Source organism: Mediterraneibacter flintii, from assembly GCF_055387595.1.
Genome location: NZ_AP031405.1, coordinates 282,298 through 309,245, shown reverse-complemented (window position 1 = coordinate 309,245; position 26,948 = coordinate 282,298). Strand labels below are relative to the sequence as shown.

General features: G+C 43.4%; 23 protein-coding genes. 10 read left to right on the top strand and 13 right to left on the bottom strand.

Annotated elements, in window-relative coordinates:
* Window position 1 precedes the first annotated feature (1 nt).
* Window positions 2-859 (top strand): SDR family NAD(P)-dependent oxidoreductase, encoded by an 858-nt coding sequence (locus ACZ5C4_RS01410; RefSeq protein ID WP_464519482.1) that lies wholly within the window; start codon window positions 2-4, stop codon window positions 857-859.
* A 24-nt stretch (window positions 860-883) separates the two neighbouring features.
* Window positions 884-2,536: a PTS sugar transporter subunit IIC gene (locus ACZ5C4_RS01405; RefSeq protein ID WP_464519481.1), complete on the top strand. Its 1,653-nt coding sequence runs from the start codon at window positions 884-886 to the stop codon at window positions 2,534-2,536.
* 151 nt (window positions 2,537-2,687) lie between these two features.
* On the opposite strand, the gene ACZ5C4_RS01400 is transcribed toward ACZ5C4_RS01405, so the two are convergent.
* Together ACZ5C4_RS01400 and ACZ5C4_RS01395 are read right to left on the bottom strand one after the other, a co-directional pair.
* A complete protein-coding gene (locus ACZ5C4_RS01400) occupies window positions 2,688-4,412 on the bottom strand; it encodes a hypothetical protein (RefSeq protein WP_464519480.1) in 1,725 nt (574 codons plus the stop codon).
* A 92-nt stretch (window positions 4,413-4,504) separates the two neighbouring features.
* A complete protein-coding gene (locus ACZ5C4_RS01395; protein WP_464519479.1) occupies window positions 4,505-5,368 on the bottom strand; it encodes a hypothetical protein in 864 nt (287 codons plus the stop codon).
* 152 nt (window positions 5,369-5,520) lie between these two features.
* Here ACZ5C4_RS01395 and ACZ5C4_RS01390 point away from each other — a divergent pair, with 152 nt between their 5' ends.
* Entirely contained in the window at window positions 5,521-6,459 is a 939-nt protein-coding gene (locus ACZ5C4_RS01390) for a hypothetical protein (protein ID WP_464519478.1), read from the top strand.
* Window positions 6,460-6,654: 195 nt separating this feature from the next.
* Window positions 6,655-7,281, top strand: coding sequence for a helix-turn-helix domain-containing protein (locus tag ACZ5C4_RS01385; protein WP_464519477.1), 627 nt, complete (start codon window positions 6,655-6,657; stop codon window positions 7,279-7,281).
* Between the two features lie 69 nt (window positions 7,282-7,350).
* Here the strand turns inward: ACZ5C4_RS01385 and ACZ5C4_RS01380 are convergent, their stop codons facing one another.
* The 3 genes from ACZ5C4_RS01380 to ACZ5C4_RS01370 form a co-directional block, all read right to left on the bottom strand.
* Entirely contained in the window at window positions 7,351-8,640 is a 1,290-nt protein-coding gene (locus tag ACZ5C4_RS01380) for an L-cysteine desulfidase family protein (RefSeq protein ID WP_464519476.1), read from the bottom strand.
* Between the two features lie 43 nt (window positions 8,641-8,683).
* On the bottom strand, window positions 8,684-10,141 hold the full coding sequence (locus ACZ5C4_RS01375; RefSeq protein ID WP_464519475.1) for a Na+/H+ antiporter NhaC family protein: 1,458 nt from the start codon (window positions 10,139-10,141) through the stop codon (window positions 8,684-8,686).
* Between the two features lie 98 nt (window positions 10,142-10,239).
* Complete coding sequence (locus ACZ5C4_RS01370) at window positions 10,240-10,614, bottom strand: RidA family protein (protein ID WP_464519474.1); 375 nt, start codon at window positions 10,612-10,614, stop codon at window positions 10,240-10,242.
* A 183-nt stretch (window positions 10,615-10,797) separates the two neighbouring features.
* Here ACZ5C4_RS01370 and ACZ5C4_RS01365 point away from each other — a divergent pair, with 183 nt between their 5' ends.
* The 6 genes from ACZ5C4_RS01365 to ACZ5C4_RS01340 all read left to right on the top strand — a co-directional run bounded on the left by ACZ5C4_RS01365 (window position 10,798) and on the right by ACZ5C4_RS01340 (window position 17,050).
* Window positions 10,798-11,466 (top strand): helix-turn-helix transcriptional regulator, encoded by a 669-nt coding sequence (locus ACZ5C4_RS01365; RefSeq protein ID WP_464519473.1) that lies wholly within the window; start codon window positions 10,798-10,800, stop codon window positions 11,464-11,466.
* Window positions 11,467-11,812: 346 nt separating this feature from the next.
* The gene (locus tag ACZ5C4_RS01360; RefSeq protein WP_464519472.1) at window positions 11,813-12,592 is read left to right on the top strand and encodes a metallophosphoesterase family protein; all 780 of its coding nucleotides are present in this window, start codon (window positions 11,813-11,815) and stop codon (window positions 12,590-12,592) included.
* 163 nt (window positions 12,593-12,755) lie between these two features.
* The gene (locus ACZ5C4_RS01355; protein ID WP_464519471.1) at window positions 12,756-14,039 is read left to right on the top strand and encodes an ABC transporter substrate-binding protein; all 1,284 of its coding nucleotides are present in this window, start codon (window positions 12,756-12,758) and stop codon (window positions 14,037-14,039) included.
* A 17-nt stretch (window positions 14,040-14,056) separates the two neighbouring features.
* On the top strand, window positions 14,057-14,989 hold the full coding sequence (locus ACZ5C4_RS01350; RefSeq protein ID WP_464519470.1) for a carbohydrate ABC transporter permease: 933 nt from the start codon (window positions 14,057-14,059) through the stop codon (window positions 14,987-14,989).
* Window positions 14,979-15,827 (top strand): carbohydrate ABC transporter permease, encoded by an 849-nt coding sequence (locus ACZ5C4_RS01345; RefSeq protein ID WP_464519469.1) that lies wholly within the window; start codon window positions 14,979-14,981, stop codon window positions 15,825-15,827. Before ACZ5C4_RS01350 ends, ACZ5C4_RS01345 begins: the two co-directional genes overlap by 11 nt.
* Before the next feature lie 26 nt (window positions 15,828-15,853).
* The gene (locus tag ACZ5C4_RS01340; protein ID WP_186876081.1) at window positions 15,854-17,050 is read left to right on the top strand and encodes an ABC transporter ATP-binding protein; all 1,197 of its coding nucleotides are present in this window, start codon (window positions 15,854-15,856) and stop codon (window positions 17,048-17,050) included.
* Between the two features lie 54 nt (window positions 17,051-17,104).
* Here the strand turns inward: ACZ5C4_RS01340 and dnaB are convergent, their stop codons facing one another.
* The 8 genes from dnaB to ACZ5C4_RS01300 all read right to left on the bottom strand — a co-directional run bounded on the left by dnaB (window position 17,105) and on the right by ACZ5C4_RS01300 (window position 26,933).
* Window positions 17,105-18,451, bottom strand: coding sequence for a replicative DNA helicase (dnaB, locus tag ACZ5C4_RS01335; RefSeq protein WP_464519468.1), 1,347 nt, complete (start codon window positions 18,449-18,451; stop codon window positions 17,105-17,107).
* 37 nt (window positions 18,452-18,488) lie between these two features.
* Window positions 18,489-18,938 (bottom strand): 50S ribosomal protein L9, encoded by a 450-nt coding sequence (rplI, locus tag ACZ5C4_RS01330; protein ID WP_464519467.1) that lies wholly within the window; start codon window positions 18,936-18,938, stop codon window positions 18,489-18,491.
* Window position 18,939: 1 nt separating this feature from the next.
* Entirely contained in the window at window positions 18,940-20,985 is a 2,046-nt protein-coding gene (locus tag ACZ5C4_RS01325) for a DHH family phosphoesterase (protein ID WP_464519466.1), read from the bottom strand.
* Between the two features lie 316 nt (window positions 20,986-21,301).
* The gene (locus ACZ5C4_RS01320; protein ID WP_464519465.1) at window positions 21,302-22,240 is read right to left on the bottom strand and encodes a DUF6788 family protein; all 939 of its coding nucleotides are present in this window, start codon (window positions 22,238-22,240) and stop codon (window positions 21,302-21,304) included.
* A gap of 107 nt (window positions 22,241-22,347) precedes the next feature.
* Entirely contained in the window at window positions 22,348-22,509 is a 162-nt protein-coding gene (locus tag ACZ5C4_RS01315) for a hypothetical protein (protein WP_464522375.1), read from the bottom strand.
* Between the two features lie 307 nt (window positions 22,510-22,816).
* Window positions 22,817-24,565 (bottom strand): dihydroxy-acid dehydratase, encoded by a 1,749-nt coding sequence (gene ilvD / locus ACZ5C4_RS01310; protein ID WP_464519464.1) that lies wholly within the window; start codon window positions 24,563-24,565, stop codon window positions 22,817-22,819.
* Window positions 24,566-24,599: 34 nt separating this feature from the next.
* Window positions 24,600-26,033 (bottom strand): GntP family permease, encoded by a 1,434-nt coding sequence (locus ACZ5C4_RS01305; protein ID WP_464519463.1) that lies wholly within the window; start codon window positions 26,031-26,033, stop codon window positions 24,600-24,602.
* A 30-nt stretch (window positions 26,034-26,063) separates the two neighbouring features.
* Window positions 26,064-26,933 (bottom strand): sugar phosphate isomerase/epimerase family protein, encoded by an 870-nt coding sequence (locus ACZ5C4_RS01300; RefSeq protein ID WP_464519462.1) that lies wholly within the window; start codon window positions 26,931-26,933, stop codon window positions 26,064-26,066.
* Between the last annotated feature and the right edge of the window lie 15 nt (window positions 26,934-26,948).

Here is a 26,948-nt window from a genome sequence, read left to right as displayed (position 1 = left end):
TATGAATACACATTTAGAACAAAGAAAAAAGGCAGTTATAACCGGTGGAAGCAGCGGTATAGGCAGAGGAATTGTATACTGTCTCGCAGAAGCCGGATATGATATTGTATTTTCGTACAGAAATGGAAAGTCTAACGCCGAAACTATAATAAATGATTTAAGGAAGAAATATGCTGACGGCATATTTGTCTCCATCAAAGCAGAGCTTAATGAAGATAATGCCGGAAAAATATTTTTCCGAAAAGCAGTGGAAACTCTTGGTCATATCGATTTGCTTGTCAACAATGCTGGGGTTACTGTATTAGAAAGTATTTTTGATTTAACAGAAGAAAACCTGGATTATCTATATCGACTTCTACTGCGTAATTATCTGATTCTTATGCGGGAAGCCTCTTCCTATATGGCAGCACACGCCATCCGCGGAAATATCATCAATATCAGTTCTGTGCGGGGCACAAGCGCTCATCCGGGTGACGCTGTATACGGCGGAATAAAGGCAGCACTTAACCGCGCCTGCCAGTCTGCTGCCCTTGATGCCGCCCCTTATGGAATACGGATCAACAATATTCTTCCCGGAGCTACCCGCCGTTTCCTTCCGCAAGAAGAGGCTACACAGGATCCCGCGCATTTAGAAAAAATTCGTTATCTCTCCAGTCGTATTCCACTTGAGCGCTATGGAACTCCAGAAGATATTGGAAATGCAGTCGTTTTTCTTGCATCAGAAAAGGCATCCTATATTACTGGCATTTCCCTTATTATAGACGGAGGCTTATCTCTACCAGGACTTGCTGAAACCGCATGGGAAGCAGCCGCCAACGGATGGGGACGCGTGAAAAAAGACATTACCTGGGAATCATAGAACAAAATATGGCAGGCGATAAATATGTTTTCATACCTACAAATAGCAGCAATTATTCTGACAATCACATTGATAAAATGGGATACAAATAACTGTCAGATTGTCACAAAATATGGTGGCATTACACTGATTGGTTTTATAACTGGTTTAATTATGGGGGATATGCATACCGGCCTTATCATTGGCGGTACAATGGAACTGATGCAGGTAGGACTTTATGGTGCTTCTGGTTCTTCTGTGCCGGATTATCAGATCGGAGCCTGTATCGGAACTGCATTTGCTATTACATCTGGACAGGGACTCAATATTGCACTTACAATCGGTATGCCAGTAGCCGCGTTAAGTGTAAATTTTGATATTTTAGCTAAAACCTTCGGGTGTGCATTGTTGCACATTGTCCAAAGACAAATAGGACGCGGAAACTACCATACCGCATACAAAATTATCGGAGCCAGTTCTTTTAGCAGAGGTATTTTTACCGGTACGCTTCCTGCTATTATTTATCTGTTCCTCGGTTCTCTATTTGTTAATAATATACTCTCTCTTGCGCCATCCTGGATCCTAGATGGTATGAAAATAGCAGGTAATATTCTACCTGCTCTTGGAATTTGCCTTCTGATAAAACATATACCTGTTAAAAATGTTCTTTATATTCTGGCAGGCTACATTTTATCAGCTATATTTCATATGCCGATTCTTGCCGTTGCAATAATCGGCATAGTACTGGCATATCACTCCTATAAAAAATATGCCTCTCATCCCACTAAACCTGTCACTCTTTCTCCAGATAACGGCACAGCCATGCCTACGCTTGTATCCACTTCATCTGGCACAGATAGATTGATAACTGGACATACTGAAAACATCTCGCCTACCCCTCATACAGTATCGAAGGATTCCTCTGCTTATCGTGTAACAGATAAAGATCTAAAAAACGTATTTTTCCGTTATCTATGTACTGTACAGGCGGCCTTCAATTACGAAACTCATATAAGCTGCGGTGTCGTCTTTGCTCTGGGGCCTGTGTTGCAAAAAATATATGCAGATAATACAAAATTATGCCGACATTCTCTCATGGAGCAGTTTCATTTTTTTAATAGTCAGTCTTATCTTGGCGCGGCACTTCTGGCAGCTTCCCTGGCTATGGAAGAAAAGGAACATTCTGTAGTAGGAATCTACTCTGCTTCCCTTTTACGCACTAGTTTAATGGGGCCTTTTACAAGTATTGGAGATACCCTCTTTAATAATATGCTGACGATTGTTACTGCCGGTATCAGCGCTCACTACGCAATGGATGGAAATATCCTCGGAATGTGCCTCTGTCTGCTGTTTAGCTTTTTTTTGCTTATCATACGTTGGAAGCTTTTCCAAATCGGATATTCTAAAGGTGTGTTGTTTATTACAGAAGGAAAAGAAAAACTTGATACATTCACCAATTCTCTTATGCTTCTTGGAAGTATTGTTATCGGTTCACTCATTGCTATCAACGTACAGCTCCCCGATATATTATACTTTCTTCCATCAGGATGGGTACATGACGGACTCTCTGATATACTCTGTATCGGAACAGTAGGAAGTGTGTATCTGCTTATTACTAATAAAAGCTTTCCTATTTCTGCAGCCAAAATGGTCTGGCTCATTATTGCTCTCTGCCTATTGGGTGCATATATTGGATAAATTACCAGCTTTCAAAATTAGCCGGAAATGCCGCAGTGTTATTTATTGATAACATTCCTGCGGCACTCCCGACTATTTCTAACCCCGTATCCGGTACAATTCCATAATTTCTTTTGTCGTTCGCCTCTTATGCTTTTTCTATCCAGTTCTCTTATCTGTATCTTTTATATTTTCTCACAATAATTACACTTCCCGCGGTACCTATCGCCAAAACCGCAAGAATTTCCCACAGAAGGAGCTGTGTAGAATCTCCCGTCTGGACTGCTTTGGACGTTTGGCTGTTGTTCTTCTCTGCTCCGGATACCTGTCCGGTATTATCACCTGTGCTGGAATTTCCGCCTGTACCAGGTATTTTTTCTCCCAATGCCGGAATTGTTACGTCCTCCAGTGTTGTCTCTTCTTTTCCCTCTTCATCCAGGAAATAACCGCCACAGGCAGAGCATGTCCAATACTCTTTATTTCCTGCTTCCTTTTCCGTCGCGTCTTTTGCTGCTACATATTGGAGAACATGTCCTTTTGCCTCTATCTTTATATCCTCGGGATTTATTTCTTCTTCTCCCTTTTCATCACTAAAGTATTTTCCACACCCGCTGCACTCCCAGTGTGCACTGTATCCATCCTCTGTACAAGTCGCTGCGACTGCCTCAACATAAATCATTGTGTGTGTATGCACCTCATAGGAGCCATCTTCGTTTGGAATCGTTTCTCCGCCTTCTATGATATATTCACTTACATCACTGGAAAAAGTCCCACCGGAAATACTTGGATTCCCCGTCTTAGGAGCCCCCGTAACTGCTTTTTGTCCTTCAGGAGCAATAAATGTACCACCTTTTATCTCTGTAGTCGCGTTGGCATTAATTCCCCCGTCTCCATTCGTGTTGTCATTTCCGATCATCACCGCTGTCTTGGAAACAGATTTAAACGTACCACCTGTAATAATCGCCTTTGAATCGCCTTGTTCTCCCGCAACATAAAGCGCATAATGTGCAGGAGCACTTCCATGTGTTTCACAAGCAACCGTTTCAAAAGAGCCACTCTTTACCTCCAGCAATCCACAAGAATTTGCCAAAGCCCCCTGTACACCAATAATGGAAACCGCACCCTCTGATGATTCTTCAATCACGAGATGCGAATCCTGTCCTCCAACACCATTTCTGACAGTATATCCCCATCTCGAATCGCAGGAGCTACAGGACGTATTTTTAAATGTTCCCCCGGTAATCTTCATTTCTCCGTCATTTTCGATTGCAGGATAACGGTTGTTCGTATAAGTACCGCCGCTGATCACCGTTGTTGAACCATATGCCGTACGAATGGCCGTAGGAAATCCCTCATACGTGCCGCCATAAAAATATGCCGTTCCGCCAGCGCGGTTCCAGATTCCCACCGAATTGGTTTCGCTTGACGCTCTGTACGTTCCGTTCTCAATCGTAAGCGTCCCATAATTATCTACCGGCCCGTAGCCTTTCGTAGTCGCTGTAGTATCAATCGTACCATTTCCCGTAATTGTTAAAGTACCATTGTTGACAAATATACGTCCTTCGAAGGCTGCGGAATCTACGGTTATCGTATGTCCCGCCATATCAAAAATTACACTCTTTTCCTCAGATACTGTAACAATATCTTCCGTTTTAAAATCTGCAATGTCTTTTTCCAATACGACTACGCTATTATCAGAAGCTGCGTTAAAAGCTTCCTGCAGGGAAGTATATCCTATCCCTCCTACGCTGCAAATATTTTCTTCTGTACCCTGTCCTGCTAGACTTTTCCGCACTTCCCCCTCTTCTGCGGATACTGTCATACCTACAGTCATGGCTAAAGCTACAGAAACAGCAGCGAAAAGTACTGGTAATTTTCTGTATCTTGTTTTCCCCATAATATCCTCCTTTTGTTTATCACAATTTATCCACACTAGCATGGATTATGAGGATATTTTACCCCCCCCCGTATATTTTTGTCAATCCTTTTCTATACCATCCATTCCTCCTCTCCGCCATATGCAGCTTTCCATTTCCGGCACGCTTCCTGCAGCTTTCCGGCAATACCTGCAAGCTCGTCATACCGCTGTTTGGCGTATTTTAATTTTTCTTCACATTCCATTTGCACCTTCCTTTTTTCTTCCTCTAGTCTTTTATTTATTTCCTCTAAATGCTCTATCTTTTGTTCCAGCTCTTTGTTCTTCTGTTTCAGTTCTTCCTGTCTCTTTGCTTCCCTGCTACGCTCTTCTTTCCTCTCCTCTTCTGCTTTTCGGGCAGTCTCCTTCATTCCCTCAAAAAGTGCCTGCCACCGTTCATCCATATAAGGTACAAAATGATCCCGTTCCCAAATGCAGTATTCCAGACTTGTGCCTGTAAACACAGACAAAATTTTTCTCTTTCCTGTCTCTTCTAACCAGTAATCAAATTCCTCCTCTTTTTCTGTTATTTCACTGTTTTTTTCTTCATCAAAAGGCGAGACGCTTTTTAATTTCCACTTTCCTTCAGACATCTTATAAAGTAAATACATCAGATAAAGCTCGCCGCCTAAGACTGTAAGCGTCAGGTGAATCCACTCTTCTTTTATCTCCTGCCTTGTCCCTTCCTCATTCCCGTAAGTAAAAATTTTTTCTTCTCCTTCTCCGATTCCGTCAAATACAATGTTTCCCTCTGTATTCTTATAGGCAAAATAGATGACTCCGTAAAAGGACACAGATGTCAAATCGGATATATAGTCCTCCTTTAATACAATGGGCATATTTCCTCTGCGCGCCGGAAATGTATAAAGCATAATGCGGTTTCCCTCCGCATATACTATGCTTTTTCTCCCGTCCGGCAAATTATACATACGATTCATTTTTATTTACCTGTTTTTTTCAAGTATATTTTTATTTTCCCTCATCCATGCACAAATTCTTCAATTTTTTAAATGCAGATAGAAAACTCGGAACCAAAAGACTTCCTATGCATAAAATATACCAAAGAAATATTCGAGAAAGGATTTTTCATATGCCAAAATATATGCCTAAAGGCTGCAAATGTGCTTCTAAAAAACGGTATGTAAGCAACGGTATTACCAATTATTCTGACTGCATAGACGTCTGCACAAATCCTATCTGCGGAACCGCAGACAATTTGACTCTGCTTGCACCTGTTGTATACGATGAAATCGGTATTAACCTGTGCCGCGAAGTTCCCATTACAGGAGCTCTTCCTACGACCGGACTTCCTCTTAGTGCTTCCGTCCAGGTTTTAAATGTATCTTTCGCCCCTCAGGGTGGAGATGCGACTACAATCGCACGGATACCCGGCCGTCCGAACTGTTACCTTATAACTCTGACAAACCTTGCCGTTACCTTCGCAGTCACAGTATATGACTGCTCTAAACGCGTTGTAAGTGTACTGACCGAGACCGCCACATACCTGGCTTCCAACTCATCCATTCCAGACTATATATATCACGACGAAGACACAAATCCTTCTGATGTAGAGCTTGAAATCTTCGCTCCATATGGCCTAACCTACCAGGACGGCAATACGCAGGAACCCGTCATCAATTATATCGGCTTTAGCACCACGAATAATACTTTACAGCAGGGGTTGAACATGATTGCAATTCCAAAAATACTCAACTTTGATACAACAACTCCTGCCCTTACAGTTGGAATTACCTTCTATATTAAAAGCGTATACTTCTCACAGTACCTCATCCCTCATAACGGAAGAGCTGTCGTACCGAAAGGCAGCGTAGTTCCTGACGAAGACAGTGTATGTCTTGATTTTGTATCCGGCGATCTTCTGGATTATGAAATCAAACCGTTAGAATTAGGTCCTCCTAAATATGAAGAACGCTTAAAAAGCGAGTGCGGCTCATGCGAGCCCTGCAATTCTTGTTATACAGAACCAGCCGAACAAAACATTCCGCCGGCTGAAGCTTCGGAAGGCTGATTTTTCTCATCCAGATGGCTGACAGATACGGGATCTCTGATCTTCTTTGCAGAATCCCGTTTTGCCATCTGTCCTTTGTCCCCTGCTGACAGAATTTGACGAACGATTTCTTCTATTTATGAAATCCTCCTGTGCTATAATAATAACAGGCTGATGGACATGCTCTCAGATTGTTTTAAGGAGGTATAATAATTAATGGGTGAAGTCAGATTTATGATTTCCGAGGCTGCCAAACAGGTTTCCGTCGAATCTCATGTTCTAAGATACTGGGAAGAAGAGCTGGATTTAAAAATTGGACGCACGGAAATGGGACACCGATATTATACCAAAGATGATATACAACTGTTTTGCTGTATTAAAAAACTAAAAGATGAAGGTATGCTTTTGAAAGACTTAAAGCCTTTAATTCCTGAACTTACTAAAACCCGCCTGAAATTAAAAGCAGCAGAGTCTGCCAAACCAAAAGTGCAGGAAAACGCACCTTCTGTACCAGCTATCGTAGCTTCTGATATTCCGGCGGCTCCTTCTGCACCTGCTGCCGCTGATGTTATTACTGTCACACAGCTTGAGCAGGTACGCTCTCTTATCGGGGACGTTCTCACAGACGTCGTATCTTCCAACAATGAAACGTTAAAAAAAGAGATAAGCAAGTCTGTAACTACAGATGTCATACGGGAAATGGACTTTCTGTTCCAGGCAAAGGAGCGTCAGGAGGAAGAACACTTCCGAAAACTGGACTGCCTGATACGCCAGCAGCAGGCAAACCGCAAGGAAGCAGTAAAAGCAAACCCGATCATGAAATTAAGAAAGATGCTTACATAAATAAAAATCCCCTTTCTAAACAGAAGGCCTTTTCTGTACCGTCCTTCTGCCTGAAAGGGGATTCTTCCTTTATTTCTTCAGCTTGTCCTCAAAAATTTCCACAATTGTCTTTTCTGTCCCCACCATTCCCGGCGAAGCAATCAGACCCATATTGTGCATTGTTTCTTCCGGCGTCTTTCCATTGATACCATGTACATTGGAAATATAGATTCCTTTCATAGCGAACTCTACAGATTTATATGCCGCATCCACAGCCGCAATTCCCTTCATTGTACAGCCCTGATTTCCGCCATCACATATCATACCAGTGATACTGCTTGCCATGTTATTCAATGTATGCGCCATCATCTCTACTGTACCGCCGCGCAGGTAGACCAGTGCACATGCCATACCAGAGCCCGCTGCAATGGCACAGCCGCAAAATGCCGACAGGCGTCCCGAATATTCTTTAATATACATACAGACAAGATAACTTAAAGCGGTTGCCCGAAGCAGCTGCTCCTTAGTATACCCGTTCACCTTATACGCAGCATACAAAGGCATTGTCGCGATAATGCCATGCGCTCCGGAGCCTGTAATGCTCATTGCCGGTTTATCCAGACCGATTACCCTTGCTTCAATTGCCGCATTGCACATCAGAGACGCCGTTGCCTGCTCATTGTCAGATACTTCTTTTCCGCCGTTTAACTCCAGCAAATGTCTCGCAAATGTAGTTCTCGGATTTGACAGACCCTCGTGAAACAGCTCTAAATTTACTCTATATGCGTCCTCTATAAAGCGAATTTCTTCAATATCTACCGTTCTTATATAATCATACAGCTGCTGGAGCGTATAGGTATGGATAGAATGACTCTCTTCTCCTCCTTCTTCCTCTTCTGTCCTTTTTTCTGCCTCTGTCTCCAGCTCTACCTTTCCATTCACCGTAATTTTCGTGATGTTCGTATGGGAATCGCGGATCGTCACAACAGCACAGTCTGATTCTGTCTCCACAGAAGCCTCAATAAAGATTCTGCTGGTAATTCCGCTTAATTCTACCGTCACAATTCCTTTATCTATCATCTGCTGTGCTTTTTCATTATCTGCTTCTGTCACATCCGCCAGAGACTCCAGTCCTTTATCCGCATTACCCGCAACCGCGCCTAATGCCGCTGCAAATACATTGCCCACCTCTTTACTGTTAGGAATTCCACAGGTAAATGCATTTTTGTACATTCCGCTGTTCATTGCGACATTAATCTTTTTTATCTCTCCCTTTGTGTAGCTCCTTGCTTTCGCCACCGCAAATGCAATGGCTCCAGGTTCCGTCACACCAAGTGCAGGCTTCATATCCTCCTTAATCATTTGAGATAATTCATGCATACTTGGTTCCTCCTTTTATCACTCCTGTATTATCATTCCCAAATTATTTTTCTTCTTTTTTATCTTTAGCAAGCACATATTCTCCATTCTTTCCTTCGAATGAACGCCCCCATCCTGTTATGCAGACAATAAACATTACGACCCAGATCGCCCAGCTGTAGAATGTTGTAAACATCATATCTGCTCCGCCTAGTTTTGGCAGGAATGGATATGTATCCATCATGGAAGAAATACCGCCCAATAAAAGGAGAACACATCCGCCAAATGGCAGGAAGAATGGGAAAGAACAAATGGTAGTCGCCAGAATCTCGGTTCTTCTGTACGGATGTAAGCCGTTCTTCTTACCTACCGCATTGACGAACGGTGCAACACATATATTTGCGATTGTATTGATCGCCGCAATCAAAATTCCGAAAATAGTAGCGAGCATCCATATTGCGACTTCCGCGCCGCGTGGTGTTTTAATGACCGTCTCATTTAACCAGTCTACAATCGCGTCCATACACCCACTCTTCACCAGCATGTTTCCCATTGCCACAACAAGAATCAAAACGATACTTACTGTCGTCATACCTGCTACGCCTTCCGGTATCGCCCCACTCACTGTACCGTCCTTTAATGAAAACAATGCAGAAAGTGGAAACAGTCCTGATACAAGCCCTATCACAGTTGCCGCCACAATACCTGTTCCAAGCGCCGCGAAAATATTAATTCCTTTTACCGCAAGAATAATGACTAAAATTGTAGGAATCAAAAGCAGCAGTCCTTTTGGATTCTGGTATTCTTCCAGCAGACGTGCAGCTTCCGCCGCGTCTGTAGCTTCACCGGCGCCTCCAAAAATAAAGAACAAAACCGCCGCTATCACGCCTGCTATCAAAACGAACTTTGCTCTTGTACGTACTGTGCTTCCAATATCTGCCACACCGTCTTTATTCTTGTATTCCTGACTGGAGGAGGCAATGATCGCAGTATCTGATACCGGAGCCAGGTTATCTCCCACCGCCGCACCAGAGAGAATTGCTCCGGCGAGCACAGCAGGATTTGAACCTAACAGGATACCTGCCGGATAAAGAATAAAACTCATTGTAGAAATCGTACCGAATCCAGAGCCTGTAGCCATAGCAAAGATAGCTGCAAAGATAAAGGCTGCGACTGTGAAGGCAGCGCCGCTGACATTAATCTTTACGCTCAGCCAGACCAGACCCTCGACAATCTGTCCTCTGTTTAAGATATTGCCATAAATTCCTACTACCAGCCATAGCATTACCGCTGTCATGGCAACCTTAGAACCAAGTCCTTCCAGAACAGCATCCCAATAGTCTCCCAGATTTTTAGCAAAAAACATACCCACTAACAGGCCAATAACCCCTGCTCCAATCATCATATTTTGATCCGCAGCATTAAAGAATGACAGCGAAATCGTAATAATGATAAAAATAGCAAATGGGATTAACGCCATAAAGCTGCTGCCTCGAAATTCTAATCTTTTATTTTCTTCCATTTAAGCACCTCTTCTCTCATCAGCGCCAGATGCAAAGTTTCCTTCTCTCTTACACGTTCCGGCGCTTCCTTTCTGTTTTCACCTTCGTACTGCAAAGCTCATTTTGCTACTGCTTCAATCTCTACTTTTGCTCCCTTAGGCAGCTTCGCGACCTGGAATGCCGCACGTGCCGGATATGGCGCTGTGAAAAACTCCTGATATACCTCATTCATTGCTGTAAAGTCTCCCATATCCTGCAGATAGACCGTTGTTTTTAAAATCCGTTCCATCGTATAACCTGCCTCCTTTAATATTTCCCGAATATTTTCCAGAGACTGTCTTGTCTGATCGGCAATATCCTCTGACGGAAACTCTCCCGTTTCAGAATCAACCGGCAGTTGTCCCGAAACAAACAAAAGTCCTTCGTCCATCACAGCCTGGGAATATGGCCCGATTGCAGCAGGCGCTTTTGGTGATTCTATCTTTTCTTTCATCTCCTTCACCTCCTTTTTTCAATTTTTCAACTCTTCACCTGCTTTCACTTTACACCCCCCCCCAGATTTTAACAATAAATTTTTATTAAAAAAATAATTTTTTACTAATATCACAATTTTGTTGACTTATTTTTGTGAAAAATGTATAGTAAAAACAAATAAAAGAAAGGGGAACCATACAAAATGACAGACCAAGAAATTTTATCCCTGTTTATTCCATTTGTAAAGTTTCTCGGAGAAGTGCTGGGGGAAAATACAGAGGTTGTGCTGCACGATATTTCCTGTCCGGAGCAGTCGATCGTCGCTATCGAACATGGCTTTCATTCCGGCAGAGCAGTCGGCAGCTCACTTACCGATTTTGCATTCCAAGTCACAAATAATAAAGAATATGAAAGCGAGGATTATCTTGTCAACTATAAAGCAAAGGCAAAGGGAAAAGAATTTATCGCCTCTACTTTCTATATAAAAAATCAAGGAAGATTAATCGGCATGCTTTGCCTGAATACGGACACCACCGCCGTCCGCAGCTTTATGAAAACGACGCAGCAGCTAATCGAAACGCTTCATATAGGAGGCGCTGTGCTTACAATGGATAAGAACAACAGCACGAACACGTCAGTAGAAGAAAATTTGGATATTCCTATCGTTTCTTTTGCCGATTCTATTATCGCTAAAACAATTGCTGATTCTAATATTTCTCCGGAAAGGATGACACGAAAAGAAAAAATGGAAATTGTGTGGGATCTTGCCGATCGCGGGATTCCCCGCATGAAAGGCGCTATTTCGGAGATAGCCCGTCAGCTTAAGCTTTCCGAATCTACTGTATACCGCTACATCAGCCAGAAATCATAACAGAATAACTAATTTTTATGTTTATAGGAGGCAGGCTATATCCCGACAGCCTGCCTCCTCTTTTTTGTATCTTTCTTTATCCTGCTGTGTAAAGTCTATGTTAATACAGTTTCCCCTTATTCTTTTGCATTTCTTTACATATCCATGATTTTCTGCCTTAAATATATTTCTTTAAAAACCCACTCTAAAGGGTATTTTTCAGATCCTTTCCTCCAGACTGTCAGGCTTTTCCCTATAAAGCCCAGAATAACGTGCATTTAACCTCGTCCTACTTTTTTATTTAACATACCGTCTATATAATAGCTTACTGTATACAGCCCACTCCCGAGAAAGAAAGGAGGAAATGATGTTAAAAATAGCACACTTATCTGATATACATTTACGTTGTAAATATTCTGGTACTTATATGGATGAAATCATCCGGCAGCGGACAATGCCGACCGATTATTTTATCACTGCTTTAAAAGAAATCTATAATGCAGATTACGATCTAATCGTGCTTACAGGAGACTTGGTTCACGAAGGAAGTGCACAAGACTACACCTATTTAAAAGAACTACTTGATACATACGCATGTGGTAAGCCCGTACTTCCCGTCCTGGGAAACCATGATTTCAAAAAGAGCTTTTATGAAGGCTTCTGCCAGAGAATCTCTGACAAGCCGGTATATTATGTGAAATATATCCACGATTACCGTTTTATTGTTCTTGATACCTCTATAGAAGGGGAGGGAGACGGATATATATCAGACGAACAGGAAAAATGGCTCTTTCGCCAATTAGCGTCTCCCTATAAAAAAGGCACTGTTTTGTTGGGGCACCACCCATTCAAAAGTGAACAGTCCTGGTTTCAGACCAAACTACCAGAAAATTTTATCGAGAAGCTGCAAAAAACCGACGTAATCGCTTATCTATGTGGCCATGCTCATTTTCAAGAAAGCCGGAAGCTTGGAACATTTATTCAGTTGACATCAGAAGCATTTAACTATGGAGTTGAGACAAGAAAGCAAGAGGTTGTATACACAGAGACAAAAGGGTATTGCACATGCTGGTTAAAAGAAGACGGCGATATTGTTTCCCACATGCATGTCCTGACACCTTATAACCCCGTTTTTTATACCCTTTAGGGTATACCTTATCGGGCGAAGCCCGCCCTCTCGAAGGGACTGTATTACGGGATACCCTTTAGGGTGTACTCTTTAGGGCGTACTCTTTCGGTATCCCTTTTAGATTTATTCTTGACAGAAAAAAACACAACAGAGGAATTATGAAAAAATTTGGAGGAAAAAAATGAAGAGAAATAAAATAATTATGCTGATTCTTTCCGTTTCCATGTTAGGCGGATTGCTTGGCGGCTGCGGAAATTCCAGTGATTCTAAAGGAGAGAAAGTGACAATCGAATACTGGCACACAAATTCCGAGACCCGCGGAGGCCCCACAGTTGAAGAACAGATTAAAGCCTTTAACGAGGCGAACCCGGACATTGAAGTCATTGGACGCTATAATGACGGATATGACGGGCTTATGCAGAATCTACAGGCAGATGCGGCGGCAGGCAATACGCCAGATCTGGTACAGGTTTCTTATTCTAACCTCGAATATTTTCCGAACAATTTTTCCTATACAGCACCGGACGAATTGATGGAAAACTATTCGGATAATCCGGAATTTATCTCTGATAATTTTGCAGAAAATATTATCAGTCTTGGGACAGACAGCCAGGGAGACCTTGTAGGCTTTCCCTATGCAGTAAGTAATCCTATCCTCTACTACAATAAGGATATTTTGCAAGAGGCAGGACTTACAGACGCTCCTGAAACATGGGAGGAAGTAAAGGACTACGCTTTGACAATCAAAGAAACAACCGGAAAAAATGCTTTCCATCTCCAGGAAAATGATACTTGGGCATTGCAGGCATTATTAGAGTGTAATGGCGGCAGCTTCCTGACATGGACAGACGGTACTCCCGAATGTACGATAGCTGATCCGGCAAGTGCGGAAGCGTTCCAGTTATACGCAGATATGACGCTGAATGACAAGACTTCTGTACATATCAGCACAGATGAGGCACTGCAGGCATTTAACGCAGGGGAACTTGCTATGCTGGCATCCTCCTGTGCAAACCTGGCAGGTATTGAAGAATCTGCTTCTTTTGAAATCGGAACAGCTCCTTTCCCTGTATTTGAAGGAAAAGAACGCGCAGTACCTGCCGGCGGATGCGTACTGGCTGTAACTTCACAGGATGATGAGAAAAAGAAAGCCGTCGCTAAATTTATTGAATTTTTGTATGAAGACGACAACCTCGTAGACTGGGTAGAAGGAACCGGTTATGTGGCTCCTACAGACAGCGCGTTAAATTCTGACGGTATGCAGCAGCTTCTGGCGGAAGACAGTCTGCGTGAGGCAGCTTCCTCACAGGTAGAAGATATTATTCCATGGGCTGCATTCCCCGGCGATTCCGGCCTGCAGGCACAGCAGTATATCTCTGATGCCAGAGACCAGATTCTAAACGGTGAAGATATAAATACCGCGCTTACAGAATGTCAGAATTCTATTAATGCACTATTCGAATAAAAGAAAGGCTGAGTTTTATGAAAAATATTCATAAGCCAGCGGCAAGTGCAAGCAGACCAGATAGGGTCAGGAAAACCGGTAAAACTCTCCGGCCCTATCTGTTTTTGTTTCCCGCTGCCGCCGTCCTGGCAATTTTTATGTTTTATCCTCTGATATATACGATTTATCTAAGCTTTTTTGACTGGAACATGGTGAAGCCGGTAAAAGAATTTGTCGGCTTCGCCAATTATATCAATATGTTTCAGGATCCAAATATCCAGAAAATATTAGTAAATACTTTTTTATATATTTTCCTGCTTCTGATTTTTAATTTTGTTGCTCCATACATTTTTTCCTTTATCTTGTCTTTCGTTATAAAAAAAGGTAAAAATTTTTATAGAAGCTCCATTTTTTTGCCGAGTGTCATCTCCCTTGTAGCAGGAACCATGATTTTTGTCTGGATTTTAAACCCGATCTCCGGACCGGCCGCCAAAATTATGGAAGCATTTGGCCAGGAGGTTCCTATCTGGAGCACAACGCAAGGGCTTGTTATCGTTGTAATCAGTATCATTACTTCATGGAAAATATTTGGATACAATTTTATCGTCGCCTTATCCGGCGTCGGAAGTATTCCATTAGAAATCATTGAAGCGGCAAGAGTAGACAATATACCTCTGCACAAAATATTTCTAAAAATTGTTGTGCCCATGAGCAGCTCTACCGGCATCTATGTGTTGATTCTCGCAATCGTCCAGGGAATGCAGCAGGTGTTTACTCCAATCAACATGATCACGCAGGGCGGGCCGGACTATGGCAGCAGTAACCTGATCTACAACGTGTATAATGAAGCGTTTGGTTTTTACAAAACCGGCTCCGCCTCCGCTTATGCTATTTTAATGATGCTTATTTTTATTTTCCTTCTGGTTCTGGAATTCAAATATGTAGAGAAGGGAGTTTACTATGAAAACTAATCAAAATTTAAGAACCGCCCGCCCTCTTCATAAGCGGCAGATTGGGTGGCATCTGTTGATGGTGCTTCTGGTAATCATTGCGCTGGTTCCTGTCTTGTTCGCATTCATAAGCTCCTTCAAATCCATGCAGGAATTATATAACGGCAGCCTGCTTCCATCACAGATAACATTCGACAATTACGGAGAAATTTTATCTTCTCTCCCTATTTTTAAGATTACGCTGAATACCTTCATAATTGCTGTGACAGTTACTGTCTTTAAAGTAGTTACGAGTACATTAGCCGCATATGCATTTGTATTTTTTGATTTTAAGGGGAAAAATGTAATTTATTTCTTTTTGATATGTACAATTTTTATTCCGTTTACTGTAACAATGATCCCGAACTATCTGACTGTCTCTAATCTGAATCTAGTAGATAAAATCTGGGGCGTTGTCCTTCCGCAACTGGCAGATGCATCGGGAATCTTTCTTTTACGGCAGACTATGAAAACGGTTCCCCGACCGTTGATAGAAATTTCTCATCTGGATGACATTTCAGAAATGAAAATTTTACGGAATATCATTATTCCTATATGCAGACCGGCAATCATTTCTACAGGCATCATCTTTTTTATTAATTCCTGGAATGAATATGTCTGGCCTACGCTGATACTGCGCAGCAGAGAAAATTATACCCTGTCGCTTGCCATGCAGGTATTTACAGATTCCGAAGGCGGCGTGGAATATACGATAACATTAGCAATGGCAGTCATTACAATGCTGCTGCCTCTCACGTTATATTTAATCTTCCAAAAGCATATTATGAGTACATTTGCGTCGTCGGGAATAAAAGGATAAAAGCTTATTATACAAGGAGTTTCATTATGGCAAACAAAAAAGATATTATATTTAAAAACGTAGAAAAAACATTTGGAAAAACAAAAGTGATCGAACATTTAGATCTACATATCCGCGAAGGCGAGCGCCTGATTCTCCTGGGCCCTTCCGGATGTGGAAAATCCACAACTCTGCGGATGATCGCAGGACTGGAGACCATCAGCTCCGGAGAATTAGTCATGGAAGGAAAATGCGTCAACGACGTACCCGCCGGAAAAAGAGGCGTATCTATGGTTTTTCAAAACTACGCCCTGTACCCTCACATGACAGTCAGAGACAATATCTGCTATGCTTTAAAAGCACACAAAGAAGAGAAAGAAGAAATTGAAAAACGCCTACAAATGGTATTAAAAATTTTCGGACTGGAAACCTATGTGAACCGGAAGCCAAAAGAGTTATCCGGAGGACAAAGGCAACGCGTCGCACTCGCGCGCGCATTGGTAAAGCGCTCTCCTTATCTGCTCTTGGACGAGCCTCTGTCGAACCTGGACGCCCAGCTCCGTTTACAGGCGCGTAAGGAACTCGTAAAAGTACATCAATACTACCATCAGACCTTTATCTATGTCACCCACGACCAGGTAGAGGCTATGACACTCGGAAACCGTATCGCGCTTATGCGTGAAGGAAAGCTGATGATGCTGGACACACCTTATAATGTCTATCACCGCCCTGCCAATGTATTTACAGCAAAATTTATCGGGTCTCCAGCAACGAATATTATTTCTGCCGTCTGGAAGAACGGACTGCTCCACTGCGGCAAGTATTCTCTGAAGCTCCCCGATATGTGGGAAAAACTGATTATTGCGTCCAAAGAAACCGAATTCTACCTTGGGATCCGTCCGGAACATATCCATCTGCACGCCGGACTATCTGACAATTCCCTGGGCGGAGAAGTCGACTATATTGAAGATTATGGGAATAAAATGGGAATCTATTTCCGTATGAACGGAGAAGAAATTATTTCTGTTGATAATACGATACCCGGAAGCTCGGGCTCTTCCGTTTCTTTTACGCCTGATTTCAGACATATCTATATCTTCGAGAAAAAAAGCGAAAATAGTATCGGCTATCCTCCGGAATTAGATATAAATATCTCTGCACAGGAAAAAATGATGCGGGATATTTTAAGCCAGGGCAGCCAGGTAAAAATGGGACAAGATGAAGTCATCCATGTGCACCGGTAGAATAAGACAAACACAGCACAGCTAAAAAGTTTTTACTTTCTTAGCTGTGCCTTTTTATCCATTGTCCTGCTGCCGAAGTTCGTTTCCAAACCTTGTATACTGCGGCATCCATGCGAGCCGCACTGTCCCTACCGGACCGTTACGCTGTTTGGCTATGATAATCTCCGCGATGTTTTTATCCTCGGTATCTGGTATATAATAATCTTCCCTGTAAATAAACATGCATACGTCGGCGTCCTGCTCGATTGCCCCGGATTCACGCAAATCCGAAAGCATAGGACGCTTATCTGTCCTCTGTTCCACCGCGCGGCTTAACTGAGACAGCGCAATCACAGGAACATTCAGCTCCCTTGCAAGTCCTTTTAAAGAACGGGAAATTTCGGAAATTTCCTGCTGCCGGCTCTCGTTGCTTCTGCCGCCGCTTCCACTCATCAGCTGCAAATAGTCAATGATGATTAAGTCCAGCCCCATCTCCAGCTTATACTTTCGGCATTTCGAGCGCATCTCTGCAATAGAAATTCCCGACGTGTCGTCGATAATCATCTTCGATTTTCCAATTGTTCCCGCGCCTTCAATCAGCTTTTCCCAGTCTGTGTCTTTCAAATTTCCCGTTCTTAATACCTGCGCATCCACATGGGACTCTAGGGAAAATAAACGGTTTACCAGTTGTTCCTTTGACATCTCCAGACTGAAAATCGCCACAGCAAGATTCTGCCTGAATGCCACATGCTGTGCGATATTCAACACAAACGCGGTCTTTCCCATAGACGGACGCGCTGCAATCAGAATCAAATCGGAACGCTGCAGTCCGGAAAGCTTATAATCCAGATCGATAAATCCAGTAGGGATTCCCGTCACCGTCCCCTTTGTCTTTGACGCTTTCTCAATGACGTCCAAAGCATTGAGCACCACCTGTTTAATCGGAGTATACTCCTGCATGTTTCCATGTTCTACGAGTTCAAAGATTCCTTTTTCCGCCCGTTCCAGAATCACTTCCAACGGTTGGTTTTCCAGATAACAGATATTTGCAATTTCTTCATTTATCTTGATCAGTTTCCGCAGGGTCGCCTTCTCCTGTACAATTTCTGCATAATACTTTACATTCGCAGAGGTCTGCGCATTCACAATCAATTCTCTGACAAATTCCATCCCACTTACTTCGGGGGGAACATTTTTTTCTTTCAAATGCTCCTGCAGGGTAATCAAATCTACTGGTTTCCCTGATTGAAACAGTTCTACCATAGAGTCAAACAAAATCCCGTATGCAGACTGGTAGAAGTCTTCTCCCGACAGGATCTCTGAAGCCGCGATAATCGCGTCTTTATTCATAAGCATAGCTCCCACTACTGCCTGCTCTGCCTCTGCACTATGTGGAAGTATTCTTTTAATGGCTGCTTCCATAAAGAACATCTCTCCTTAACTTCTGTCTACCTGCCCGTTAGTTTTCCTCTGTCACAGAAACCTTCAGCTCTGCCGTCACTTCTGGATGAAGCTTTACAGGCACATTGTGCGTTCCAAGTGTCTTTATCGTTTCTTTTAACTGGATTTTCTTTTTGTCAACATCCAGTCCCATCTGTTCCTTCACTGCCGCAGCGATCTCCTTACTGGAAACAGAGCCGAATGTCCTTCCGCCCTCTCCGACTTTAATCTGGAGCGTCACTTTACCGCCCTCCAGCTTTGCCGCTAATTCTTTTGCCGCTTCCAGATGTTCCTTTGCTACTTTTACTTCATTATTTTTTTGCAGCTTTAAATCATTTAAGTTCTTTCCGGTTGCCTCCACTCCCATTTTCTTAGGCAAAATAAAATTCCTTGCATAACCGTCGCTTACATTGACAATTTCTCCTTTTTTCCCGAGAGCCTTTACATCCTGCAATAAGATCACTTTCATTTTAAATATCTCCTTCCTCAATCATCTGGTCTATTGTTTCTTTCAAGGCATTCACCGCCTCATCAATATCTGTATGCTCAAACTGTGCCCCTGCCGAATTGATATGGCCGCCTCCTCCCAGTTTTTCCGCAATAATCTGTACGTTCACTTCATCAATGGAACGGGCGCTTAAATATATCTTCCCTTCATATACGGTAAGCACAAAGGACGCTTTGATTCCGCCAATATCCAACAGTTCATTGGCCGCCTGCGCCGCCAGCACCGTAGGGCTGTCTATATCGCTTGGGCAAACTGCAATGGCATACTCCTTCCTGTATACCTCTGCTCTTCTGACTGCCTCCGCCTTTGCCCGATAAGACGCCATATCATCCCGGAACATTTTACGCACGCGCGTAATATCCGCGCCGCATCTGCGCAGAAACGCCGCTGCCTCAAAGGTACGCACGCCGGTACGATTCATAAAGTTGCGTGTATCTATCATAATTCCGGCATACAGACAGTCCGCCTCCACCGAAGGGAATTTAATATCATCTACAATATACTGCAGTACCTCCGCTACCATTTCACATGTAGAAGAGGAATAGGGCTCTACATAGGAAAGCACTGCATTTTCAATGATGTTGCTGCTCTGACGGTGATGATCTAATACCGCCGTCATCTTAGAGCGCTTCAGCAGATCCGGACATTCCGTCATCTGTGGTTTATTCGTGTCCACCACAATCACCATTGTACTGTCAGAAATACGATCCAGTGCCTGTTCTGACGTCAGGAAAATATCGTCCTCGTATGCCGGACTCTCTGCTATCTCATCATACAGCGGACGGATAGAACTCGTCACCTCATTGATAACAACATGCGCCTTTTTCTCCAGGCTCACCGCCGCCCTGTAGATTCCCATACATGCTCCAAAGGAATCTGCGTCTGCAATCTTATGGCCCATAACGATGACCTGATCTTTTGCCTCAATAAACTCCCGCAGCGCCTCTGCCTTGACACGTGCTTTGACGCGGGTATTCTTTGCCGTCTGCTCCTTCTTGCCGCCAAAGTACGTAATCCCTTTACAATCTTTAATGACCGCCTGATCTCCGCCTCTGGCAAGCGCCAGGTCAATCGCAACCCGCGCATAATTATAGCTCTGCGCATATGTCGAGGTATTTAAACCAAGCCCAATACTTAAAGTAGCACAGCGGGCATTTCCAATATTGACCTGCTTTACCTCCTCTAACAGAGAAAATTTGTCCGCCTCTATCTGCCGGTAGCTTTCTTTCTTAATTACAATAAAATACTTATCCTTCTCCAGCTTCTTAACGATTCCATCAAGGTCTCCGATATATTTATTGATTTTCCTGTCAATTAATGCAACAAGAAGTGACTGGCGCACTTCCTCCACGCTCTCCATCACCTCGTCGTAATTGTCAATATAGATAAGTCCCGCGATCAGACGCTGTTCTTCATTTTCTTTGATATAGGCGTTCAGCTCTGTGACGTCCTTTAAATAGACAGCAATAAAATATTCTTTTTCTTCCGGTATCTGCAAAAGTTCCTCTGATTTACTGAATCCCTCAAGAGAAACTCTTTTCAGAACTGCCTGATAGCTGCGTTCCTTGAAGGTTACTTCCAGTTCTATGTGTTCCATATCGTCCTTTGGAAATACCCCTTTATTGAGCGCGGGAATAATTTTGTTTAAATACGGTTCTCTTTTCTTTCCTTCCACCAGAGCTTCAAAGCTGTCATTCTTCCAGAGTATTCTCCCATCCTCCAGCGTAATCGCATACGGAAGCGCCAACTCTTTTAACAATGTGTTCTGTATGCCTTTATACTGTGTAGAGAATTGGATCAGGTCAGCCAGAATAAGAGAACGGTTATAGAAATACAGCACGCCTGCAATCACAAAGTAGATAATAATAAACGCAGACATCATCATGCCCGCCTTCTTGTCAATCATATACATCCATATATTCATGGCAAGCAAAAGAACAGTCATAATCAACGGCCAGTGCATGTACATCCGAAGCTGCCCTTTTAAACGCATTTTATTTTTCTTCATTGTTCTTTCCTCACTTCAAGTACAGACATTTTACTTACACAGCCCTGCAAACAGGCTGCCATCACTCCCCATACAGGCAGTATCCTGCCAATTGTTCCTATTATACCATCTTTTTTATGATTATTCTACTTTTTCATTATACTTGAGTTTCCGTAAGGTCATCGGCTTTGGTTTTTCGGGCTGGTTCGGATTTGATTGCACACTTGGCGGCAACCTTATCCATCAGTGAATTGACCACATTTGCTTTGGAATAAATATTGGGGAACAAATTTGCATTTAACAGCAAGTTTTGTTCCCCAACAGTGTTTTATTTATTTCACATCGTTTTCCAACAACGCTCTTTCATGAAAGCTGCAATAATGGAAATATCTTCGCCTTCATAATATTTTACAAGCAACTTTTTGAACTCTGGCACTTCCTTTTCGGGAATTACCAGGAAACCGCCACCGTGAGCAATCAGATAATGATTTGCGAAAATAACAGAAGCTCGCTTGTTGCCATCCAAAAATATCTGCGTCTTCATACAATACAGACACAGTTTGATAGCAATATTTATCGCCTCGTCCGTTTCTTCGGTAATCTCACGGATTCTGTCTTTTACATCCTGTTCGTTAGGTAACGGCGGAACATACGATGAACCGCCAATCGTGACAGGCACACCACGAATGCGACCACCCTCGGCAAAGAAACCTTCATTAACAAGCCTTGCAATGTAACTGAGCATATAGTAGTCGGAACGGCTGGCAACCACATCACGGTCGAGGATAAACTCCCATGCGTGTTTTAAGTTCAAAATCTTTTGAACATCAGTAGCTGTCATGCCGGATACTTTTCCATTTTCTATGATTTCTTCTGTCTGTGGGAAAGATGTAGCAACGCCCTCCAAAACAGCCTGATCATAGATATTCATTTTCATATTGGCTCGTGCGAATGCGATATTGTTTATCACATCATCAGAAAGTTCATCTTCCGAATATCCGGCGGCAGCAAGTTGCTTTTCTATACCACGAAGCTCTTTTCTGATTTCTCTGGCTTCTTTTGCATTACGAAGGAGTAGATTATAAAGTTCTTCTGTATATGCACCTACATAAGTCGATGTCTGTTTGCCTGCCACACGCTTTCTGACATAGAGATATTTTCCATCTCCACGCTCTTTGATTTCAGGTGTCCCATCATAAGGCATCAGATTCAGTCTTGCGTGAAGGTCAGCTCGACTTCTGAGCAATTCCTGTATATCTTGATATTGTACTGCCATAGCATTTCCTCCTTTGGGGAACAAATCATACCATAATACTCCTCAATATTCAATAGGAATTGGGGAACTTTTTATTAAAAAATCACACAGAAATGTTCCCCAATTTATTAAACGCCGGAAATAGTATGTCCGAATACCAATATTTTATTCAAAGGAAAAGTATGCCCGCCGTGAGCCAGTTTTTTCTCCATCGCAAGTTTCATCAGTTCCTTGGTCAGAGGGGACATATCTTTGTACCCTTGACCGAAAGGCACTACCTTAAATCCCATGATGCTTGCCACCAATAAAGAAATAAAATCGAAAGAAGATGTCATCAAGGTGGCTAGAACCTATTTTTCCAGATGGAAGATTGAAGAATATTTCCGTTGCAAAAAGCAGATATTCCAATTTGAAAACTTTCGTGTGCGGAAGCTTTGTGCTATCAATGCACTCAACTTTTATATCACCTTATGCATGGCATTCCTGGCGATGATTTCAATGGATTCAGAAACGAACACATTAAAGGCTGCAATCCTAAAAACAACAGGCACTTACATCTTTCCCTGTAAGTGCCTACTTTTCAAAAATTATGCTTCTTTAATCGTCAAATTCCAGATATGCGCCCTTCATCGTCGAGGCCGCATGTTCGCTGAACATCCGGAGCACACCGCGCTTATATTTCCGTTCACGACGTGTCCACCTTGTTCGGCGCTCTGCCAGAATCTTCTCGATTTCCTCCGGAGAACGTCTTTCTCCTTTTATGCCGACGATTTCCAGCTTTCTTTCCTGTATGTTAATATAAATCAAATCGCCTTCTTCTACTAATGCAATCGGTCCGCCATCGGCTGCCTCAGGGCTGCAGTGTCCGATCACTGGCCCTGTGGACGCCCCGGAAAATCGTCCGTCTGTAATGAGGGCAATACTCCTACCTAACTCCGCGTCAGAGCTTATCGCCTCTGATGTGTAGAACATCTCCGGCATGCCGCTGGCTTTTGGCCCCTCGTATCGAATCATGACCGCGTCGCCTTTTTGTACCTTGTGATGCAGTACGGCATCAAGACATTCTTCTTCGCTGTCAAACGGGCGGGCATAGAGTGTCGCCTCAAACATTTCCTTTGGACATGCGGTATGCTTTATCACCGCCCCCTCCGGAGCCAGATTTCCCTTTAATACGGCAATACTGCCTTCTGTGCCAATCGCCTTGTCATACGGTCTGATAATATCATCTTTTGTCAGAGATATTTCATACTTTCTGTTTGCATCATCCAGCCATTTCTGGCATTTATCATAAAATCCATTTTGACGCAGTTCGTCCAAGTTCTCTCCCAGTGTCTTCCCAGTCACTGTCATTACATCCAGGTGCAGCATTTCCCTGATTTCTTCCATAATCGCCGGCACACCGCCTGCATAATAGAAGAATTCTGCCGGCCAGCGTCCGGCAGGACGCAGATCCAGAAGATAGTGTGCACCGCGGTGCAGCCTGTCAAATGTATCGCCCGTAATCTCTAACCCGTATTCATGGGCGAGAGCCGGTATATGCAGAAGTGCATTCGTACTTCCCGAAATAGCGGCGTGTACGAGAATCGCATTTTCAAAGCTCTTCTCCGTTACAATATCAGACGGCTTTATCCCTTCCAGGGCAAGACGGACTGCCTGTCTGCCGGCACGATATGCGTATTCCAATAAGTCTGGACTGGTTGCAGGGAGCAATGCGCTCCCCGGCAGAGCCAGACCCAGCGCCTCCGCCATAATCTGCATGGTAGAAGCCGTACCAATAAAGCTGCATGCGCCACAGCTTGGGCAGGCATTACATTTCGCCCAGTTAAATGTTTCCTCGTCAATTTCTCCGCGTTCATACTTCGCGCTGTACATTCCCAACTGCTCCAGCGTCAGGAGGTTAGGGCCTGCGCTCATGGTACCGCCGGTAACCATAAGAGACGGTACATTGACCCGCGCCATTCCCATCAGATTTCCAGGCATTCCTTTGTCACAGCTAGAGAGAAATACACCTCCGTCAAAGGGAGTTGCCTTCTCATGGATCTCGATCATATCTGCAATGATTTCCCGACTTGCAAGGCTATAATTAATGCCGTCCGTCCCTTGGCTCTCGCCGTCGCATATATCTGTACAAAAGTAGCGCGCTCCTTTGCCGCCTTCCTCCTGCACTCCCCGCTGTACCTCTTCTACCAGTTTATCCAGATGTCCGCTTCCCGGATGACTGTCTCCAAAGGTGCTTTCAATTATAATCTGCGGTTTCTCCAGTTCTTCCTTTTTCCAGCCTGTCCCAATCCGAAGCGGATCCAGCTCTGGGGCCAGCTTTCTCATTTTCTGACTTATCAGTTCCATATATCTTTCCTCTACCTCCTAATTCCTTGTTACATTATGCAATGCCGATCATTGTAAGAATGGCAAGGACGATAAATGCAACGATTCCGCCAAGAGCATTTGTTGTCGTAAAGTATTTGATACCCTGCTTTGCATTGAAACCGTATAATGAAGAGAAAATCCAGAATCCGCTGTTGTTTACGTGCCATCCTACCATAGAACCGCATCCGATTGCAAGGCTTGTTACTACTGGATTCAGTCCTAAAACTGGCATTAACCCTGCCATCAGTCCAGCCGCTGTCATAGCTGCCGTAGTCATAGATCCACATACAGTCATCAAGATAGCGCCCATGATGAACGGTACAAGAAGAGCCGGGAACGCGCTGCCGCCGATCATTTCTCCGATAGTCTGGATCGCTTCGTTCTCGCGGAGGATTCCACCCATAGCTCCGCCCATTGCCGTAATCAAAAGTGCACTAATCGCAATCTTTAACGCACGCTCTACCCAGTTGTTCATTACGATTTCAAACCAACTGCTCTTCTCTGTCAGTTTGCATCCGTTTCCATCATCATTTGCTTTGCCGATAACCTTCGTCTTACGTCCAAATACCATAAATCCTACGGCAAGTATACCGATAAAGAGAGCCAGTACGGTATTTCCAAAAACATCAAAGAACTTATATGCACCGCTTCCCTCTTCACAGAAAAGCTTACCGATAGAGCCAACCGCAATCATTACAGCCGGCAGAAGCAATGGTGTAAAGGCTGCAAGAGGCTTTGGAACATGATCTTCTTTAATCAGAAGCGCCTCCACGTTGCCGGAATCCTCTACCTCTTCTATCCCTTCCGTATACTGCGGCAGAGGAGCTACATATTCGCTTTTTGCATAAATCGGGCGAAGTCCGAGATAGCAGACAGCAAAAGAAATCACAGAACAAATCAATCCCAATATAATCACAGTACCTATATCCGCCCCGAGCAGAACAGATACTGCCAGAATACCCGGTGTAGGCGGTACGAGTCCGTGTGTCAGTGTCAATCCCAGGTTGACAAACGGAGCTACCTGCTGCATGCCCATTTTCTTACGCTTTGCAAGAATAGCGGAAATCGGTGCGTTGAGAATAATCGCAATATCACCAAAAACAGGGATACTCATAATGAATCCTGTCAATGACGGCGCAAGCTCTAGGCATTTACCCTTAAAAAGACGAATAAAGTAGTTTACCATACTGGTAGCTGCTCCTGTGTCATTGATTCCTGACGCAATGATCGCTCCGAAGATAATCATAACGCCGATAGATCCTAAGGTCGAGCCAAAATATTCCGTTATGGAAGCAAATGTGTTTACGATTCCTTTCCCGGATGCAAGACCACAAAACGTAGCGGTCAAGAACAGCACCATAACCGGGTGCATTTTGAATTTCAACGTGAGAATCGTCAAGATAACAATGGCGATAGCCAACATAATCACAAATTGTAATGGTGTCATTTTTTTCCCTCTCTTTCTTAAATTAGATAATTATAAATAGGATAGGCAGTCATTCTTTTTTAATGCCTCATGCACTGTCCGATATGCATTCTCAATTACCCACTCAGGCGTCTGACGCCAATACTGCGGCCGGAAAGTTTCCACCGATACCATTCCGTTATATCCGGTCTCCCCAAGTGTTTTCAGGAAGGTATCTGTGTCAACCACTCCCTCCCCTGGGAAGCAGCGTTTGTCCTGTCCCATTTCTTCTTCCGGCACGTCATCCGCACTCATCAGATGGACAGCAAAGATTTTTTCCGGCTGAACCTCTCTAATCTTTGAAAAATCATTGCACTTTCCGCAAAGATAGATATTATAAGAGTCAAAGACAAATCCTACGTTATCCTCATCCACAGCGCGTACTATACGGTCTGCCGCCTCTATCGTGCGCACACAGCTCTTTTTTAAGCCTACCAGTTCAAAGCAGAGATTCATTTCGTAGGGACGTGCAAATTCGGAAAGCTTCTTTAAGATACGTATGCAGTCTTTTTCTGCCTCCTGTACGTCCCCTGTAAACACTCCGCTTGGATCCAGCGGAGGAACGATAATCATATAATGGCTGCCAATCGCCTTGCCCGCCTCGCAGGCCAGAAGAAAATCCTGCATTACAGGATCGTCTGCCGCATCTGTATCTTCTTTTAGAAAATCCTGCCGCAGATATACGGCATTAATTGCATGTGGCTTCAACCGGCTTTTTGCAAAAAAATCAGTTAATTCTTCCAGTGTTCCTGTTTTCAGAAAATCTCTCAGCATATCCAGCCGTATCTCAATATAGTCCATTCCTGCTTTCTCACACAATTTCAAATCTGTCATCAGATCCGAACAGTCTTTACCGCAGGCTTCATTATAAGATGTATACATAACTATTTCCTCTTT

Bases quoted from the DNA above. Each gene is read 5' to 3' on its own strand.
- ACZ5C4_RS01320 (WP_464519465.1), bottom strand. From the start codon at position 22,240: ATGGCAGTACAATATCAAGATATACAGGAATTGCTCAGAAGTCGAGCT.
- ACZ5C4_RS01360 (WP_464519472.1), top strand. From the start codon at position 11,813: ATGTTAAAAATAGCACACTTATCTGATATACATTTACGTTGTAAATAT.
- ACZ5C4_RS01370 (WP_464519474.1), bottom strand. From the start codon at position 10,614: ATGAAAGAAAAGATAGAATCACCAAAAGCGCCTGCTGCAATCGGGCCA.
- ACZ5C4_RS01355 (WP_464519471.1), top strand. From the start codon at position 12,756: ATGAAGAGAAATAAAATAATTATGCTGATTCTTTCCGTTTCCATGTTA.
- ACZ5C4_RS01380 (WP_464519476.1), bottom strand. From the start codon at position 8,640: ATGCATGAATTATCTCAAATGATTAAGGAGGATATGAAGCCTGCACTT.
- ACZ5C4_RS01340 (WP_186876081.1), top strand. From the start codon at position 15,854: ATGGCAAACAAAAAAGATATTATATTTAAAAACGTAGAAAAAACATTT.
- dnaB (WP_464519468.1), bottom strand. From the start codon at position 18,451: ATGGAAGCAGCCATTAAAAGAATACTTCCACATAGTGCAGAGGCAGAG.
- ACZ5C4_RS01350 (WP_464519470.1), top strand. From the start codon at position 14,057: ATGAAAAATATTCATAAGCCAGCGGCAAGTGCAAGCAGACCAGATAGG.
- ACZ5C4_RS01390 (WP_464519478.1), top strand. From the start codon at position 5,521: ATGCCAAAATATATGCCTAAAGGCTGCAAATGTGCTTCTAAAAAACGG.
- ACZ5C4_RS01395 (WP_464519479.1), bottom strand. From the start codon at position 5,368: ATGAATCGTATGTATAATTTGCCGGACGGGAGAAAAAGCATAGTATAT.
- ilvD (WP_464519464.1), bottom strand. From the start codon at position 24,565: ATGGAACTGATAAGTCAGAAAATGAGAAAGCTGGCCCCAGAGCTGGAT.
- ACZ5C4_RS01400 (WP_464519480.1), bottom strand. From the start codon at position 4,412: ATGGGGAAAACAAGATACAGAAAATTACCAGTACTTTTCGCTGCTGTT.
- ACZ5C4_RS01300 (WP_464519462.1), bottom strand. From the start codon at position 26,933: ATGTATACATCTTATAATGAAGCCTGCGGTAAAGACTGTTCGGATCTG.
- rplI (WP_464519467.1), bottom strand. From the start codon at position 18,938: ATGAAAGTGATCTTATTGCAGGATGTAAAGGCTCTCGGGAAAAAAGGA.
- ACZ5C4_RS01405 (WP_464519481.1), top strand. From the start codon at position 884: ATGTTTTCATACCTACAAATAGCAGCAATTATTCTGACAATCACATTG.
- ACZ5C4_RS01410 (WP_464519482.1), top strand. From the start codon at position 2: ATGAATACACATTTAGAACAAAGAAAAAAGGCAGTTATAACCGGTGGA.
- ACZ5C4_RS01365 (WP_464519473.1), top strand. From the start codon at position 10,798: ATGACAGACCAAGAAATTTTATCCCTGTTTATTCCATTTGTAAAGTTT.
- ACZ5C4_RS01375 (WP_464519475.1), bottom strand. From the start codon at position 10,141: ATGGAAGAAAATAAAAGATTAGAATTTCGAGGCAGCAGCTTTATGGCG.
- ACZ5C4_RS01325 (WP_464519466.1), bottom strand. From the start codon at position 20,985: ATGAAGAAAAATAAAATGCGTTTAAAAGGGCAGCTTCGGATGTACATG.
- ACZ5C4_RS01305 (WP_464519463.1), bottom strand. From the start codon at position 26,033: ATGACACCATTACAATTTGTGATTATGTTGGCTATCGCCATTGTTATC.
- ACZ5C4_RS01315 (WP_464522375.1), bottom strand. From the start codon at position 22,509: ATGGGATTTAAGGTAGTGCCTTTCGGTCAAGGGTACAAAGATATGTCC.
- ACZ5C4_RS01345 (WP_464519469.1), top strand. From the start codon at position 14,979: ATGAAAACTAATCAAAATTTAAGAACCGCCCGCCCTCTTCATAAGCGG.
- ACZ5C4_RS01385 (WP_464519477.1), top strand. From the start codon at position 6,655: ATGGGTGAAGTCAGATTTATGATTTCCGAGGCTGCCAAACAGGTTTCC.